This window comes from Nocardioides imazamoxiresistens, from assembly GCF_032378595.1.
Lineage (GTDB): Bacteria > Actinomycetota > Actinomycetes > Propionibacteriales > Nocardioidaceae > Nocardioides > Nocardioides imazamoxiresistens.
This window is the reverse complement of record NZ_JAVYII010000005.1, coordinates 372,725-389,050: the sequence shown is the minus strand read 5'-3', so window position 1 is coordinate 389,050 and position 16,326 is coordinate 372,725. Positions and strand designations below refer to the sequence as shown.

The 16,326-nt window shown below is 74.2% G+C and carries 16 protein-coding genes and 1 tRNA gene; 12 read left to right on the top strand and 5 right to left on the bottom strand.

The genetic code is table 11. The features are described from left to right. The first annotated feature begins 43 nt into the window (after positions 1-43). Positions 44-1,378 (top strand): cytochrome P450, encoded by a 1,335-nt coding sequence (locus RDV89_RS13390; RefSeq protein ID WP_315733552.1) that lies wholly within the window; start codon positions 44-46, stop codon positions 1,376-1,378. A gap of 35 nt (positions 1,379-1,413) precedes the next feature. Here the strand turns inward: RDV89_RS13390 and RDV89_RS13385 are convergent. Further along, positions 1,414-1,489, bottom strand: a tRNA-Arg gene (locus RDV89_RS13385). A 201-nt stretch (positions 1,490-1,690) separates the two neighbouring features. Here RDV89_RS13385 and RDV89_RS13380 point away from each other — a divergent pair. The 3 genes from RDV89_RS13380 to RDV89_RS13370 are packed head-to-tail and all read left to right on the top strand — an operon-like array spanning position 1,691 to position 3,662. After that, positions 1,691-2,890, top strand: a complete 1,200-nt coding sequence (locus tag RDV89_RS13380) for an LCP family protein (RefSeq protein WP_315733638.1) — start codon at positions 1,691-1,693, stop codon at positions 2,888-2,890. Further along, positions 2,890-3,063, top strand: a complete 174-nt coding sequence (locus tag RDV89_RS13375) for a hypothetical protein (protein WP_315733551.1) — start codon at positions 2,890-2,892, stop codon at positions 3,061-3,063. Before RDV89_RS13380 ends, RDV89_RS13375 begins: the two co-directional genes overlap by 1 nt. An 11-nt stretch (positions 3,064-3,074) precedes the next feature. After that, positions 3,075-3,662, top strand: a complete 588-nt coding sequence (locus RDV89_RS13370; RefSeq protein ID WP_315733550.1) for a class III extradiol ring-cleavage dioxygenase family protein — start codon at positions 3,075-3,077, stop codon at positions 3,660-3,662. 36 nt (positions 3,663-3,698) lie between these two features. Here the strand turns inward: RDV89_RS13370 and RDV89_RS13365 are convergent, their stop codons facing one another. Beyond that, entirely contained in the window at positions 3,699-4,346 is a 648-nt protein-coding gene (locus RDV89_RS13365) for a hypothetical protein (protein WP_315733549.1), read from the bottom strand. Between the two features lie 4 nt (positions 4,347-4,350). Then, positions 4,351-6,234, bottom strand: a complete 1,884-nt coding sequence (typA, locus tag RDV89_RS13360) for a translational GTPase TypA (RefSeq protein WP_315733548.1) — start codon at positions 6,232-6,234, stop codon at positions 4,351-4,353. Positions 6,235-6,387: 153 nt separating this feature from the next. Between typA and RDV89_RS13355 the strand changes: the two genes are divergently transcribed. Continuing rightward, positions 6,388-7,221 (top strand): thioesterase family protein, encoded by an 834-nt coding sequence (locus tag RDV89_RS13355; RefSeq protein ID WP_315733547.1) that lies wholly within the window; start codon positions 6,388-6,390, stop codon positions 7,219-7,221. Positions 7,222-7,238: 17 nt separating this feature from the next. On the opposite strand, the gene RDV89_RS13350 is transcribed toward RDV89_RS13355, so the two are convergent. Continuing rightward, positions 7,239-8,324, bottom strand: a complete 1,086-nt coding sequence (locus RDV89_RS13350) for a hypothetical protein (RefSeq protein ID WP_315733546.1) — start codon at positions 8,322-8,324, stop codon at positions 7,239-7,241. A 93-nt stretch (positions 8,325-8,417) separates the two neighbouring features. Between RDV89_RS13350 and serA the strand changes: the two genes are divergently transcribed. The 5 genes from serA (at position 8,418) to RDV89_RS13325 (ending at position 13,717) form a co-directional block, all read left to right on the top strand. Beyond that, entirely contained in the window at positions 8,418-9,614 is a 1,197-nt protein-coding gene (gene serA, locus RDV89_RS13345; RefSeq protein WP_315733545.1) for a phosphoglycerate dehydrogenase, read from the top strand. A 181-nt stretch (positions 9,615-9,795) separates the two neighbouring features. Next, complete coding sequence (locus RDV89_RS13340) at positions 9,796-10,086, top strand: hypothetical protein (RefSeq protein WP_315733544.1); 291 nt, start codon at positions 9,796-9,798, stop codon at positions 10,084-10,086. Positions 10,087-10,123: 37 nt separating this feature from the next. Next, complete coding sequence (gene mshB / locus RDV89_RS13335; RefSeq protein ID WP_315733543.1) at positions 10,124-11,047, top strand: N-acetyl-1-D-myo-inositol-2-amino-2-deoxy-alpha-D-glucopyranoside deacetylase; 924 nt, start codon at positions 10,124-10,126, stop codon at positions 11,045-11,047. Next, positions 11,044-11,424, top strand: a complete 381-nt coding sequence (locus RDV89_RS13330) for a hypothetical protein (RefSeq protein WP_315733542.1) — start codon at positions 11,044-11,046, stop codon at positions 11,422-11,424. Before mshB ends, RDV89_RS13330 begins: the two co-directional genes overlap by 4 nt. A 52-nt stretch (positions 11,425-11,476) precedes the next feature. Beyond that, positions 11,477-13,717: a VanW family protein gene (locus tag RDV89_RS13325; protein ID WP_315733541.1), complete on the top strand. Its 2,241-nt coding sequence runs from the start codon at positions 11,477-11,479 to the stop codon at positions 13,715-13,717. A gap of 15 nt (positions 13,718-13,732) precedes the next feature. Here the strand turns inward: RDV89_RS13325 and RDV89_RS13320 are convergent, their stop codons facing one another. Then, positions 13,733-14,761 (bottom strand): GNAT family N-acetyltransferase, encoded by a 1,029-nt coding sequence (locus RDV89_RS13320; protein WP_315733540.1) that lies wholly within the window; start codon positions 14,759-14,761, stop codon positions 13,733-13,735. Between the two features lie 105 nt (positions 14,762-14,866). Here RDV89_RS13320 and fdxA point away from each other — a divergent pair, with 105 nt between their 5' ends. Both fdxA and dapC read left to right on the top strand, forming a co-directional pair. Next, positions 14,867-15,190 (top strand): ferredoxin, encoded by a 324-nt coding sequence (gene fdxA / locus RDV89_RS13315; RefSeq protein ID WP_315733539.1) that lies wholly within the window; start codon positions 14,867-14,869, stop codon positions 15,188-15,190. Continuing rightward, positions 15,187-16,311 carry a succinyldiaminopimelate transaminase gene (dapC, locus tag RDV89_RS13310; protein ID WP_315733538.1) on the top strand — a complete coding sequence of 375 codons (1,125 nt, stop codon included), beginning with the start codon at positions 15,187-15,189 and terminating at the stop codon, positions 16,309-16,311. Before fdxA ends, dapC begins: the two co-directional genes overlap by 4 nt. The last annotated feature ends 15 nt before the right edge of the window (positions 16,312-16,326 follow it).

Sequence of the window (16,326 nt, the reverse complement as noted above, 5' to 3'; positions counted from 1 at the left end):
GCAGGGTATTGGATACCAGTCGGTATCGAACGATCGGAGGTCCGTGGTGCGGCTCCTCGACGAGGCGGCGTCCCTGACCCGCTGGGGTCTCGGCCACGCGGTGCCCCGCGTCGGCATCCAGGCGGGTGCGCGCCGCGGCGACCTGCAGGCACAGCTGATCCTGGCGACCGCGTCGGGCAGCGGTGACCGGGCCGACGGCAGCCTGCCGCTCGACCTGTTCGAGGAGGTGCGTTCCCGGGGCCCGATCCACCGCAGCGCGTTCGCCTACGTCACGGCGTCGCACCCGGTGGTCAAGGAGGTGCTGGGCAGTCCCGACGTGCGGGTCGGCATCGACGTCGGGGCCGGCGGGTTCCTCGGCCCCGTCCGGCGCTGGGCCGACCGCAGCACGCCCATCGGTCCGCTCACGCCCCCCTCGCTGCTCGCGGTGGAGCCGCCGGAGCACACGCGCTACCGCAAGCTCGTGACACGGGTGTTCTCCGTCAAGGCGGTGAAGGGCCTGCGCGAGCGCACCCAGGAGATCGCCGACCGGCTGCTCGACGACCTCGAGGCCAGCCGGGGCGCGAGCGTGGACCTGGTCGAGCGGTACTGCGCCCTGCTGCCCGTGACCGTCATCGCCGAGATCCTCGGGGTGCCCCAGGGCGAGCGGGACAGGGTGCTGCAGTTCGGGGAGGGCGCCGCGCCGAGCCTCGACATGGGGCTGCCGCTCGGTCGCTTCCGCGCCGTCGAGCGGTCCCTGCGGTCCTTCGAGGACTGGCTCGAGGACCACATGGAGGCCGTGCGGCGCAGCCCCGGGGACGACCTGCTCAGCCAGCTCGTGCTCGCACGGGACGACGACGGCGCGGGGCTCACGGACCTGGACCTCAAGGCGACCGCGGGCCTGGTGCTGGCGGCCGGCTTCGAGACCACGGTCAATCTCCTCGGCAACGGCATCGCCCTGCTGCAGCGCCACCCCGACCAGCTGCGGACGCTGCTCGACGACCCCGACCTGTGGCCGCGCGCGGTCGACGAGGTGCTGCGCTACGACCCGCCGGTGCTCCTCACCGGCCGCACCGTCGTGAGGGACACCGAGCTCGGCGGCCGTGCCGTCCCGCGCGGCGCCGTCGTCACCACGCTGCTCGCCGCCGCCAACCGGGACCCCGAGGTCTTCCCCGACCCGCAGCGCTTCGACGTCACGCGCGCCGAGGCGGACCAGCATGTGTCCTTCTCCTCCGGGCGCCACTACTGCCTGGGCGCCGCGCTCGCGCGGATGGAGGGGGAGGTGGGGCTGCGCACGCTCCACGAGCGGTTCCCGGACCTGGTCCTGGAGGCGGGGGCCCGGCGTCGGGAGACCAGGATCCTGCGGGGGTACGCGACGCTGCCGGCGCGCCTGCACGGCTGAACCGGGCGTCGGGTCGCTGCCCGTCGGCGGCGACGTGGTGCCCCAGGCAGGAGTCGAACCTGCGACCTTTCGCTTAGGAGGCGGCTGCTCTATCCGCTGAGCTACTGGGGCGTCCGGCTCATCCTGCCACCCGCACGGCGGGCCGTCCGACCCGCCCAGGCGTGCAACCCCGGGGCCATCGGGCGCGTCATCACGAGGTGAGGGGCGTCTGAGAACACGCTGTGACGTCGTCCGCGATGCCGCACGAGCCGCCCCCCTTGCGTAGATTGCACCTGCCTGACGCCCACACCCAGGAGTCGACCCGTGTCCGGGATGCCCAAGCGCCGCGCCCGCCGCAAGCGCCGCCACACCGTGCTGCGCGCCGTGCTCGCGACCACGCTCACCCTCGTGATCGTCACCGGCATGGCCGTCACGTTCCTGTTCCGCCAGCTCAGCGACAACATCACGGGCCTGGACAACGTGGACGAGATCCTTGGCGACCGACCGGACAAGATCACGGCCGCCGACGAGCCCCACGACGCGCTGAACATCCTGCTGATCGGGTCCGACAAGGAGGACGGCGGCAAGTCGCGCTCCGACACCACGATCATCCTGCACCTCTCGGCGAACCGGGAGTTCGCCTACGGCGTCAGCCTCCCGCGCGACGCCATCGTGGACCGTCCGGACTGCCGCGACTCCGACCTTGAGACCATCCCGGGCGCCGATGAGGTCATGTTCAACACGGCCTACAGCGAGGGCGGGCCGCTGTGCACGCAGGAGACCGTCGAGGAGCTGACCGGCATCTACGTCGACGCCGTCGTCGAGATGGACTTCGGCGGGTTCGAGGACATGGTCGACGCCATCGGTGGCGTGGAGGTCTGCCTCACCGAGCCCATCGAGGAGAGCCGCTACAACAAGGCGCTGCCGAAGTCGGGCACCTTCACCGCCGACGGCGAGGAGGCCCTGATCTACGTGCGTGAGCGCCACCAGCTCTCCATCAACGGCGACATCGGCCGGATGAAGCGCCAGCAGGCGTTCCTCGCCTCGCTCGCCAACAAGGTCGTCTCGGCGGAGACGCTGACGAGCCCGACGGCCGTCTACGACTTCCTCGACGCGACGACGCGCTCGATGACCATCACGGAGGAGTACGCGAGCGTCGGGCGCCTCGCCGACCTCGGCCTGCAGTTCAACGGCATCGGCGTCGACAACATCCAGTTCATCACCGTCCCGAACGAGGAGTGGGAGGTCGACCCCAACCGTCTGATCTGGACGGAGGACGCCGACGACCTGTGGGAGCTGATCCGCACCGACCAGCCGCTCTCCGGCGAGTTCCTCGAGGGCGCGATCACCGCCGAGGAGTCGGGCGGGTCGATCAGCACCGGCGACGCCAGCGGCACGCCGGAGACCTCCACGACCGACGACGCGACGACGGACCCGACCGACGACGGCACCGAGGACGAGGCGACCGACGAGAACCCGGTCGAGGGCCTCACGCCCGAGGACGTCGCCCGCCAGAACGGCCTGTGCTCCTGATGGTCGACGAGACGCCCGAGCAGCGGCGCCGGCGCCTGGCGGCCGTCTTCGGCGACGTGCTGCCCGAGCAGACCGGTGACGACCGCGACGAGCCTGCCGGCGGGTCGGGTGGCGCCGAGACGCCCTCCGACGCCTGGCTCCGCGCGCAGGTCCCGCCGCACCACGGCTCCTGAGCCCGCCGCGCATGACGCACGACCCGACGCAGGTCCTGGTGCTGCCGGGCGTACCGGCGCTGCTGCCCGCCCACGCGGGCCTCACCGACCCCGTGGCCGAGCTGCGCGCGGCGGCGCTGGAGGGCGTACGCCTGCTGCGTGAGGCCTCCGACCGCGTCGCGGTGGTGACCGGCCCCGCGAGCGCCGACGACGTACGCCGCGGGGTCACCGTCGGCGCCGGGGAGCGGGTGGCGCGCCACCTGCTCGACGGGGCGGAGGTCACCGTGCACACCGAGGTGCCGGCCGGGGCGCGGGCGGTGCTCGTGGTCGGCAACGGCTCCGCGACCCGCACCGAGAAGGCCCCGGGCCACCTCGACGAGCGCGCGGAGGGATTCGACGCCGCGCTCGGCGGGGCGCTGGCCGCTGCCGACGGCGACCGGCTCGCCGACCTGGACCTCGACCTCGCCGCGCAGCTGTGGGCCGACGCCGCCCCGCTCGCGGCGTTGGGGCGTCGGCTGCAGGCCGGCGCGGCAGCGGGGGAGCGGTGGCGCACCGAGGTGCTCCACGACGGCGCGCCCTACGGCGTGCAGTACTGGGTCGCGCGCCTGCGGACCGTCTGAGCGAGGCGTCCGACCGGGCCGTCCGACCGATGCGGGTCAGGCGTCGGCGGCGCGGGCCCGCTCGGCGAGCCGCACCGCGGCGTGGCGCACGATCGGCAGCTCGTCGGCGTCGCGCGCGGCCTCGTGGGGGACGGCCCCGCCGAGCAGCCCGGCCGGCTGCGTCAGCCACGTCCACACCTGCCACGGGTCCATCGACGCCGCGAGCAGCGGCTCCAGCACCGCGCCCAGCTCGGGGCGCAGCTCGCCGGTGTCCGTGAGCTGGAAGGCAGGCACGAGGGTGGCGCCCTCGTGCGCGACCACCAGCAGCGCGGCCCGCTCGGCCGCCTTGTGCACGGCGAAACGGGTCGCGTTCTCCGAGGCGCCGCGCACGGCGGCCAGGGAGGCGTACGAGTGCCACGGGGTCTCCAGCAGCGCCGCGCGCACGGCGGCCTTGCGGCGCAGCTGGACGAGCGCGACCGGGACGGCGTGGGCGGGCTCCTCGCCCTGCTGGTGGAGCAGGTCGTCGAGCTCCGCGACCTGCGCCGTGGTCAGCGGCTCACCCGTCTTCGGGTCGGCCCAGTGGGGCGCCCCGTCGTGGCCGCGCCGGAAGGTCGGCAGACCGGCCGCCGCGAGCTGGTCGACGAGCCCGAGCTCCTCGAGCCACGTCGCCAGCCGCTCGGCGCGGTCCGCCGCCTCCCCGGTCACGGGCTTACTTGCTCTTGCGCGCCCGCGAGGCGATCTTGGCGCGCTCGTTGGCGTCCAGGACGACCTTGCGGATGCGGACCATCTCCGGCGTCACCTCGACGCACTCGTCCTCGCGGCAGAACTCGAGGCACTGCTCGAGCGACAGCTTGCGCGGCGGGATCAGCTTCTCGAAGTTGTCCGAGGTCGCCGACCGGATGTTGGTCTGCTGCTTCTCCTTGGTGATGTTCACGTCCATGTCGTCGGCGCGCGAGTTCTCGCCGACGATCATGCCCTCGTAGACCTCGGTCGCGGGCTCGACGAACATGACGCCGCGCTCCTGCAACGAGGTCATGGCGTACGCCGTCGCCGCACCCTTGCGGTCGGCCACCAGCGAGCCGGAGGCCCGCGAGCGGATCTCGCCCGCCCAGGGCTGGTAGCCCTCGGAGATCGAGTGCGCGATGCCCGTGCCGCGGGTCTCGGTGAGGAACTCGGTGCGGAAGCCGATCAGGCCGCGCGCCGGCACGACGAACTCCATGCGCACCCAGCCGGTGCCGTGGTTGGTCATGCCCTCCATGCGGCCCTTGCGGGTGGCGAGCAGCTCGGTGATCGTGCCGAGGTACTCCTCCGGCGCGTCGATCGTCAGGCGCTCGGTCGGCTCGTGGACCTTGCCGTCGACCTCCTTGGTGACGACCTGCGGCTTGCCGACGGTGAGCTCGAAGCCCTCGCGGCGCATCTGCTCGACGAGGATCGCGAGCGCCAGCTCGCCACGGCCCTGGACCTCCCAGGCGTCCGGGCGGTCGGTCGGCAGGACGCGCAGCGACACGTTGCCGATCAGCTCCGAGTCCAGTCGGTCCTTGACCAGACGCGCGGTGACCTTCGAGCCCTTGACCTTGCCGACCAGCGGCGAGGTGTTGGTGCCGATGGTCATCGAGATGGCCGGCTCGTCGACGTGGATCAGGGGGAGCGCGACCGGGTTCTCGGCGTCGGCGAGGGTCTCGCCGATCATGATCTCCGGGATGCCCGCGACCGCGACGATGTCGCCGGGGCCCGCCGACTCGCCCGGCTTGCGCTCGAGGCCCTCGGTGACGAGCAGCTCGGTGATCCGGACGTTCTTCGTCTCGCCGTTGCGCTGCATCCACGCGACGGTCTGACCCTTGCGCAGGGTGCCCTGGTGGATGCGCAGCAGCGCCAGACGGCCGAGGAACGGCGAGGCGTCGAGGTTCGTGACGTGGGCCTGCAGCGGCGCGCCCTCGTCGTACTTCGGGGCCGGGATCGTGTCGAGGATCGTCTTGAACAGCGGCTCGAGGTCGGAGCCCTCGGGCATCGTGCCGTTCTCCGGCTGCGTCAGCGAGGCGATGCCGGCCTTGCCCGAGGCGTACACGACCGGGAAGTCCAGTGCGTCCTGGCTGTGCGAGTCGTCCAAGAGGTCCATGAACAGCTCGTACGACTCGTCGACGACCTCGGAGATCCGGGCGTCGCCGCGGTCGGTCTTGTTGACGACCAGGATCACCGGCATGTCGGCGTTGAGCGCCTTGCGCAGCACGAAGCGCGTCTGCGGCAGGGGGCCCTCGGAGGCGTCGACCAGCAGGACGATGCCGTCGACCATCGACAGGCCGCGCTCGACCTCGCCGCCGAAGTCGGCGTGGCCCGGGGTGTCGATGATGTTGATCGTCATGCCGCCGGGCGCCGAGGGACCCGTGTAGCGCACCGCGGTGTTCTTCGCGAGGATCGTGATGCCCTTCTCGCGCTCGAGGTCGCCGGAGTCCATGACGCGGTCGGCGACGCTCTCGGCCTCGTGCTCGGTGAAGGCACCGGCCTGGCGCAGCATGGCGTCGACGAGCGTGGTCTTGCCGTGGTCGACGTGCGCGACGATCGCGACGTTGCGCAGGTCGGAACGGAGGGTGGTCATGGCGTGGCTGGGTCACTTCCGTCGAGGGTGCTGGGGGCCCGCGCGGGTCGTGGCGCGACCGGGGCCGCAGCGAGTCTAGTGCCGCAGCGTGCGGCGCGCCGATTCGATGGGCCTCGTGGTCACGCCGAGGACGTCCGCCCGTACCCTGAGTCCGTGAACGAGACCCTGGGGCTCCCCGAGCTGGACCGTGACCTCGACCTGACCCCGACCGGCGGCGCCGAGGGCGACGACGAGCGCCGCTTCGCCGCGGATCTGCCCGGCGGCTGGTCGGTCGGCGGCGGCATCAACGGCGGCTTCCTGCTCGCCCTCCTCGGCGAGGCGGTGCGCCGCACGGTGCCCGAGCGCCCCGACCCCGTGACGCTGGCGGCGACCTATGTCGGCGCCTCCACCGCCGGCCCCGCCGAGGTGGTGACCCGCGTGCTGCGGCACGGCACCCTCACGTCCGTCGCCGTCGAGCTCTCCCAGGGCGGGGCGCTGCGGATCTCCGCGCTCGCGACCTTCAGCGACCTCACGCTGCTGAGCGACGAGGTCGCGACCACCGGCGAGCCGCCGGCCCTGCCGCCGGTCGAGGAGTGCCCGGTCTCCTCCGACGCCCCGCCGGAGTTCCGCCGCCTCGCCCCGCTCGTGGAGCGCTTCGAGATGCGCTTCGACCCCGCGTGCGCCGGCTGGGTCGCCGGGCGCCCCTCGGGCCGCGGCGAGCTGCGTGCCTGGTTCCGCTTCCCCGACCGCGAGCCGGACCCGCTGGCGCTGCTGATGGTCGCCGACGCGATGCCGCCCGTGACGTTCGACCTCGGCCGCCCGGGCTGGGCGCCGACGGTGCAGCTGACCGTCCACGTCCGCGCGGTGCCGGCCGACGGCTGGCTGCGGCTGCGCCAGCACACCCGCAACGTCGCGGGCGGCTTCTTCGAGGAGGACTGCGAGATCTGGGACTCCGCCGGCCGCCTCGTCGCGCAGGCGCGCCAGCTCGCCCGCGTGCCGCGCGCCTGAGACCCGGGCCTCGCCCCTCAGGCGCGGTACGTCGGGCGCAGGGACACCAGCCAGCGGCGCCGCGGGTGCTCGGTCGGGGTCCACAGGCTCCGGGTGCGCGCCGAGTACGAGAGGTCCTCGGGGCCCATCGGCGTCGCCGCGGGCGTACGCGTCCACCCGCCGCCGTCGCGCACGTGCACCGACCCCGGGCCCCAGGGGCCGTGCGAGGTCGTGACGTGCAGGCGGCCGTCCACCGCGGCGACGCCCTGCATCCCGGGCAGCGCGGCGTCGACGACCTCGACGGCCCGCGTGGTCCGGGCGTCGTCGGCGTCGGGCAGGAAGCGTCCGTCGGGCTGCAGGGGGAAGCGGGCCAGGCGGGTGGAGGCGTCGCCGCGGCCGTACTCGCCGACCAGCACGGATGGCCCGTCGGCGTCGGTGGGGGTGGCGGAGCCGGCGCCGGCGTCGAGGGACAGGAAGGACCAGCGCAGCTTCGCGGCGCCCTCGTCGGCGCCGCCGCGGTGGTCGACCCGGGTGGGCAGCACCCAGCGGTGGCCGAAGGTCCGGTTGACGGCCCGCGGGTGCGCCAGCCACAGCAGGTCGTCCAGGTGCGCCGAGACGCATCCCTTGCCGGTCGCGGCGACGTGCAGCCACGAGCCGGCCCACACGATCCCGCCCGCGTGCGCCTTCACGGGGTCGAGGCCCACCGAGCCGTCGTAGCGCTCCACCGGCGTCACCAGCAGGACGTGGCGGTAGCGACGGGAGCGCAGGTCGACGAACGTGAGGCGTACTCCCTGGTCGTGCTTGGCGTACCAGGTGACCACCGCGACGTCGCGGTCACCGAGCCCCGCCGGGGCGTGCCCGGTGGCCCGGGCGTCGTCCGCCGTCGTGACGCCCTGCGGCCACCACTGCTCGTCGGTGCGGTCGGAGGCCTCCCAGCCGTAGGCCGCGCGCACCCGCCGGCCGAGCAGGAACGGCAGCGGCACCCGGTGCAGGCGCCGGGGCAGGTCGTCGAGCAGGGCGGCGAGCCCGGGGCGTACGACGTCGCCCGGCGCCGCGCGGTCGACCAGGGCCCCGACCAGGCCGGCACGCGAGCGGGAGCGGCGGACGAAGATGGGCGTCGGCATCCGGCCACGGTAGCCAGGAGGTGGTGCGGGGCGGGCGTCTCGCGATGCGTGAGGATGCGGCCGGTCGACGCGGGTGGTGGGACACTCGACGTCGTGCGTGCACTTCTCCTGGAGAACCTCCACCCGACCGCCGGCAAGCTGCTCACCGAGGCGGGCTTCACCGTCGAGGAGCACTCCGGTGCGCTCGACGAGAACGAGCTGATCGAGGCGCTCGACGGCGTCGACCTCCTCGGCATCCGCTCCAAGACCGAGGTCACGTCCCGGGTGCTCGAGGCCCGCGGCGACCTGACGGCCATCGGTGCCTTCTGCATCGGCACCAACCAGATCGACCTCCGCACCGCGGCGGCCAAGGGCATCGCGACGTTCAACGCGCCCTACTCCAACACCCGCTCCGTGGTCGAGCTCGCCATCGCGAACATCATCGCGATGGCGCGGCGCCTCACCGAGCGCGACAAGGCCCTGCACGCCGGCGTGTGGGACAAGTCCGCCGACGGCAGCCACGAGATCCGGGGTCGCTCGCTCGGCATCGTCGGCTACGGCAACATCGGCTCGCAGCTCTCGGTCGTGGCCGAGGCCCTCGGCATGCGCGTGTTCTTCTACGACGTCGACGACCGGCTCTCGCTGGGCAACGCGACGCGCTGCAGCTCCCTGGCCGAGCTGCTCGAGGTCGCCGAGACGATCACGCTGCACGTCGACGGCCGCGAGGCCAACGCCGGCGTGTTCGGCGCGGCCGAGTTCGCCCTCATGCGCCCGCGCTCGCTGTTCCTCAACCTCTCGCGCGGCTTCGTCGTCGACTACGACGCGCTGCGCGCCGCGCTCGTCTCGGGCCACCTCGCCGGCGCGGCCGTCGACGTGTTCCCGAAGGAGCCGAAGAAGCGCGGGGACTCGTTCGACTCGCCGCTGCGCGGGCTGCCGAACGTGATCCTGACGCCGCACGTCGGCGGCTCCACCGAGGAGGCGCAGGAGGACATCGGGCGCTTCGTCGGCACGAAGCTGCGCGACTACGTCCGCCGCGGCGCGACGTCGCTGTCGGTGAACCTGCCGACGCTGATGCCGGAGCGGACCCCGCACACCCAGCGCATCACCCACCTGCACGAGAACGTGCCGGGCGTGCTGGCCGGGCTGAACGAGATCCTGGGCCGTCACCAGATCAACATCGGCTACCAGTCGCTGGCGACGCGGGGCGACCTCGGCTACGCGGTCACCGACACCGACTCCCCGATCCCCACGGCCGCGCTCGACGAGCTGCGCGGCATCGGCGGGACCGTGCGCCTGCGCGTCATCTCCTGACGCCTCCGTGCCTCGCCCCCGCGGCGTCGGAGTTCCCGGTTAAGGACAAACTTTGGCACTTGGCTGCCGTCGAGACGGTAGCCAGGTGTCGGAGTCCCCGGTTGACCGGGAAGTCCGACGGCAGGGGTACGCCCGCGTGCCACCGGCACCGCCCGGGCTCGGCTCGGGCAGAATCGGGCGCGTGCGTGCGATCGTGTTCGAGGCGGAGGACGCCGAGGCCCTGGCGGCCCGGCTGCGGGCGGACGGGTACGCGGCGGACGTGGTCCGCGAGCGGCTCTCCGGCGAGGACGACGACGAGGACCATCCCTGGGCGGTCGTGACCGACGCGCCGCAGGCGCTGGTCGAGCTCGCGGTCGAGGAGCACGACGGCTGGGTGGACGCGGGGGACGGTCCGGGGGACGGCGCGGCGCCGCGGCAGGTGGGCGTACCCCTCGAGCTGCCGACGGCGCCCCGACGGATCAAGCGCCCCTGAACGGGAGGCTGTCGGTGCGCGGTCGTACTCTCGATCCGTGACGGTGACCCCCTCCACGCACGACCAGCGGCTGCTCCTCGTGCACGCCCACCCCGACGACGAGTCCATCGGCCAGGGCGCCACGATGGCGCGCTACGCGGCGCAGGGCCGCGGCGTCACCCTCGTGACCTGCACGGCCGGTGAGATGGGCGAGATCCTCGTCCCCGAGCTGGAGCACCTGGCGGCCGACCGCACGGACGGCCTGGGCGAGCACCGCCGCGGCGAGCTGGCCGACGCGATGGCCGAGCTGGGCGTCACCGACCACCGGTTCCTCGGCGGGTTCGGGCGCTACCGCGACTCCGGGATGAAGTGGCACGCCGACGGCCACGCGATCGCCGCGGACGAGACCGACGAGCGCGCCTTCGCCAACGCCGACCTCACCGAGGCTGCCGACCACCTGGTCGCCGTCCTGCGCGAGGTGCGGCCGCAGGTGCTGGTGACCTACGACCAGTTCGGCGGCTACGGGCACCCCGACCACATCCAGGCGCACCGGGTGGCGATGTACGCCTCGCAGCTGGCTGCCGTGCCCTCCTACCGGCGCGACCTGGGCGAGGCGCACGAGGTCGCCAAGATCTACTGGGGCGCCATGTCCCAGTCGCGCATGCGCGAGGGGCTGCGACGCCTGCGGGCGGCCGGGGACACCACGACGTTCGAGGGCATGGACCCCGAGGGCCCGATCCCGATGGCCTCGCCGGACGAGGACCTGGCCGCCGTCGTGGACGCGGGTCCCGAGGCCGCCGAGGCGAAGATGGCCGCGATGCGCGCGCACGCCACCCAGATCACCGTCGACGGGCCGTTCTTCGCGCTGTCGAACAACATCGGCAACGAGATCTGGGGCGTCGAGCACTACCGGCTCGCGAAGGGCACGCAGGGGCCCGTCGGGCCCGACGGCCTCGAGACGGACCTGTTCGCGGGGCTGTGAGCGAGTCCGCCGAGCCGTCGCGGGGCCAGCGGGTCCTGGCCGGCGTCGCCGCGCTGCTCGCCGGCGCCATGACGGGCCTGTCGGCGGTCGTCGTCCACTCCTCATGGTGGGGGCTGCTCCTCGCCGTCGCCGGCACCGTCGCCGCGCTGGTCGTGGCGCCGGCCGCCCTGTGGGCGCGCGGTCCGTTCGTCCTGGGCTGGGTGGGGCTCGTGCTGCTCGCCGTCGCTCCGAGACGCGAGGGCGACTACCTGGTGGCCGCGTCCACGAACGGGTACGTCCTGCTGGCGCTGACCTTCGGCGTCGCCCTCGTCGGGATCGTCGCCGTGGCGCGCGGCGGTCGCCGGGCGAACGGCGGCCGACCCCATCCCGAAGGGTGAGGGGCGACACGCCGAATCGCCGGTGTCCGGCGCGTTCCCTACGATGACGGACGTGACTGACGCCAACGAGTCCGGGAACGGTGGCGCGGGCGGCCCCCTCGAGGGCAGCGACCGCGAGGCCGCCGACCGCCCGGACCTGACCGCCGGCGACCCCGGGGCCGCCGGGGCCGCTGCGCGCGACCTCGACGACACGGCCGAGCGACCCGCCGTGCGGGCCGACGACGAGGCGCCCGGTGACTCTCACGACGCCGACGCCGACGCCGACGCCGACGCCGACGCCGACGGCGCCGACGACGCCGACGACGCCGACGACGCCGACGACGCCGACGACGCCGACGACGCCGACGACGCCGACGACGCCGACGACACCACCCGCCCGGTGTCACCGCTCGTCGCGGCGGTCGCGGCCGCCCGGGCGCGCGAGGAGAACGCAGCCGGCCCCGACGGGGCCGACGAGGAGAGCGAGACCGGCGTGAGCGCTGCCGCCCCCAGGTCCCGACGGCGTGGACGGTTCGTGGCCGTCGGCGTGCTGGCGGTCCTGCTGCTGCTCGGCGGGCTGTACGCCGGGGCCTACGCCATCGCGGGCGACAAGGTCGCCCGCGGCACGACCGTGGCCGGCGTCGACATCGGCGGCCAGACGCGCTCCGAGGCCGTGGCGACCCTCGAGGACGCCCTCGCCGAGCGTGAGACCCGACCGCTGCAGGTCGCGGTCGAGGAGACGTCGGTCGCCGCCGACCTCGCGCCGGCGCAGGTGTCGCTGGCCGTGGACCACGAGGAGTCCGTGGCCGCCGCGGGCGGTCGTCGCAGCTGGAGCCCGGCGCGGCTGTGGGGCTACTTCACCGGCGGGAAGGACCTGCCCGCCGTGGTCACCAGCGACGCGGGCGCCGTCGACGAGTTCCTGACCGGGCTCGAGGAGTCCGCCGGCCAGGCACCGGTCGAGGGCGCGATCGCCTTCCCCGACGGCCAGGTGCAGGTCACGGAGCCGGCCGCGGGCCGCGGCTTCGACCGGGAGGCCGCGACGACCGCGCTCGAGGAGGCGTACGTCGCCGAGGACCCGGCGGCCGCGCTCGAGCTCGTCGAGGTCACCCCCGAGATCGACCGTGCCGACATCGACGCGGCCCTGGCCGACTTCGCGGAGCCTGCGGTCTCCGCGCCCGTCACGCTCGTCTTCGGCGAGACGCCGGTGACGCTGCAGCCGGCGGAGTACGCCCCGGCGCTGTCGATGGTGGTCGAGGACGGCGCCCTGGTGGGCCGCGTGGACGGCGAGGTCCTGCGCCAGGTCGTCGACGGCCGGGTCGGCGACCCGGGACGCCCGCAGGACGCCTCGATCGAGATCCAGGACGGCGCACCGGTCGTGGTGCCCGCGCAGCCCGGTGTCGACTACCTCCCCGAGACCCTCGCCGAGGTGTTCACGACCCTGGTCACCGCCCCCGACGGCAGCCGTGAGGGCACGATCGAGGCGGAGGCGGTGGAGCCGGAGTTCACCACCGAGGACGCCGAGGCGCTGGGCGTGGTCGAGGAGGTCAGCGAGTTCACGACCTACTACCCGCACGCGGCCTACCGGAACACGAACATCGGCCGCGCCGCCGAGCTGGTCGACGGCACCCTGCTGCAGCCGGGCGACACGTTCTCGCTCAACGACACGACCGGCGAGCGCACCTACGAGAACGGCTTCACCGACGGCTTCATCATCTCGAACGGGGTCTTCCGCTCCGAGCCCGGCGGCGGCGTCTCCCAGATGGCGACGACGACGTTCAACGCGGCGTACTTCGCGGGTCTCGAGGACGTCGAGCACAAGCCGCACTCGCTCTACATCGACCGCTACCCGGAGGGCCGCGAGGCCACCGTGGCCTGGCCGACCGTCGACCTGCAGTTCAAGAACGACACGGAGTACGGCGTGCTCGTGCAGGCGGTCCTGAGCCCCAGCAGCCCGGGCAACCGCGGCTCGATCACGGTGCGGATGTGGTCGACGAAGGTCTGGGACATCGAGTCGGACGTGTCGGGACGCTACGCCTACACCGACTCCAGCACCCGCACCCTGACCACCTCCGACTGCCAGACGCAGAGCGGCTCGCGCGGCTTCAGCGTCGACTACGACCGGATCTTCAAGCGCCCGGGCACCGACGAGGTCGTGAAGCGCGAGGACTTCAGCTGGACCTACAGCCCCACGCCGACGATCCGCTGCGAGCAGCCCGAGCCGGACCCGCCGCCGGCGCCCGCCCCGAGCGAGCAGCCGTCCCAGGAGCCCGCGCCCGAGCAGCCGCCGTCGACCCCGGCCGACCCGGAGGGCTGAGCCCGGCCGGCTCGCTCAGGCGGGCGGGGCGAGGTACGTCGTGGTGTGGTGCGTGACGAACCCGAGCCGCTCGTAGAGCGCCGACGCGGCGGCGTTGGTGGTCAGCACGTGCAGCGCCAGCGTGGTCGCCCCCCGCTCGGCGGCCGCGTCGACGAGCGCGTCGACCACCGCGATCGCGTGGCCGCGGCGGCGGTGGGCGGGGTCGGTGCGCAGGTCGTGCAGGCAGGCCCAGTCGCCGGCCACCTCCAGCGCGCCCCCGGCGAGCCCGACCCCGGCGACCTCGAGGTCGCCCGCGGCCGGGAGCACGGCGCGTACGCGGTCGACGCCCGGGTCCGCGGCGACCGTCAGCGACACCTCGGCGCCCGGCGGCGCGGCAGCGGGGCGGGGGAGCGCGCGCAGGGCGCGGCGCACCCGCGAGGTCGACGCGAGCCGGACGGCCACGGCGTGGCCCGCGAAGTCGGCGGGCTCGCTCCAGCCGAGGTCGCGCAGGGCCGCCTCGGTGCGCGAGCCGACCTCGACCGCGGCCTCCGGGGAGCGGTCGCGCTCGCGCAACCAGGCGGTCGCCGCCGTCGCGGCCTCGGCCACGGGACGGCCCGGGTCGCCGTAGGCGAGCACCGAGTTGGCGCGTCGGCGCACCCTGCCGCCGAAGGGCGGCGTGACCTGGAGCAGCCACTCGCCCAGCTCCGCGGTCTCGCCGGCCCACATCGCGCGGATCCGGCGCTGGGCGGTCGCCGCGGGGACCCGCAGCAGGGGCGACGGACGCGGGGGCACCGGCTTGCCCGAGACGATCAGCGACCGCGGGACCACGGTGCGTACGCCGTCCTCGCCGCGCACGACCAGGTCCGGCTCCCACTCCTCGGCCACGCCGAGGAGGTCGGTGAACGCCGGGCCCCCGGTGGGACCGGTCTCGCCGGGTACCAGTCGACGCACGACCACGCGCTGGCCGACCACGTGCGGGCCGAGCTGGTGGGCACCGGTGGCGGGGCCGGCGGTGGCACCAGGGGTGGGGGAGCCCACATGTCGGAGTTCGTCGGGGGAGGCCACCGTGCGGATACTAGGCTGGTGCTCGCGCGCTCGCCGCGCCGCGGAGGCCGCCCGATCGACCACCGTGCACCCCCGAACGCCGCTCGTCTCAGGAGGATCGAACAGATGACCTACGTCGTCGCCCAGCCGTGTGTGGACGTGATGGACCGCGCGTGCGTCGACGAGTGTCCGGTCGACTGCATCTACGAGGGCAAGCGGATGCTCTACATCCACCCGGACGAGTGCGTCGACTGCGGCGCCTGCGAGCCGGTCTGCCCCGTCGAGGCGATCTACTACGAGGACGACACCCCGGAGGAGTGGAAGGAGTACTACGCGGCGAACGTGAACTTCTTCGACGACCTGGGCTCCCCCGGTGGCGCGGCGAAGATGGGCGTGATCGACGGGGACCACCCGTTCATCGCCGCCCTCCCGCCCCAGAACCAGGAGTGAGCGCTCCCCGGGGGCCGCAGCGCCGCCGTGTCTCCGCGCAGCTCCCGGACTTCCCCTGGGACTCGTTGACCGAGCACGCCGCGACGGCCCGCGCGCACGCCGACGGCATCGTCGACCTGTCGGTCGGCACGCCCGTCGACCCGACCCCCGCGCTGGTGCGCGAGGCCCTGGCGGCCGCCTCCGACGCGCCCGGCTACCCGACCACGATCGGCACGCCGCGGCTGCGGCAGGCGGTCGTGGACTGGCTCGGTCGCCGCTTCGGCGTCACCGGGCTCGGTCTCGACGGGGTGCTGCCCAGCGTCGGCTCCAAGGAGCTGATCGGTGCGCTGCCCGTGCACCTCGGGATCGGGCCGGGCGACCTGGTCGTCTACCCGGAGCTCGCCTACCCGACCTACGAGGTCGGCGCCGCCCTTGCGGGCGCCCGCCACCTGGCGACCGACTCGCTGACCGCGATCGGCCCCGAGGTGCCGGCCCTGCTGTGGCTGAACTCGCCGTCGAACCCGACGGGCCGCGTGCTGCCGGTCGAGCACCTGCGCAAGGTGGTCGAGTGGTGCCGCGAGCGCGGCACCCTGCTGGTCTCCGACGAGTGCTACCTCGAGTGCGCGTGGGACGAGCAGCGCCCGCCGGTCTCGGTGCTGCACCCGGACGTCTGCGGTGGCTCGCACGAGGGGATCCTGACGGTCCACTCGCTGTCGAAGCGCTCGAACCTGGCCGGCTACCGCTCCGCGTTCGTCGCCGGCGACCCCGCCGTGGTCGCCGAGCTGCTGGCGGTGCGCAAGAACCTCGGGCTGATCGTGCCGGCGCCCGTGCAGGCCGCGACCGCCGCAGCGCTGGACGACGACGAGCACGTGGCCGAGCAGCACAGCCGGTACGCCGCGCGCCGCGCCCTGCTGCGGGGTGCGCTCGAGCGCGCCGGCTTCCGGATCGACCACTCCGAGGCCTCGCTCTACCTGTGGAGCACCCGCGGCGAGGACTGCTGGGACACGGTCGCGTGGCTCGCCGAGCGGGGCATCCTGGTCGCGCCCGGCTCGTTCTACGGCGCCGCCGGCGCCCAGCACGTGCGCATCGCCTTCACCGCGACCGACGAGCGCGTCGAGGCCGCGGCCGCCCGCCTCGCCTGATCCCGCGCGTACCCC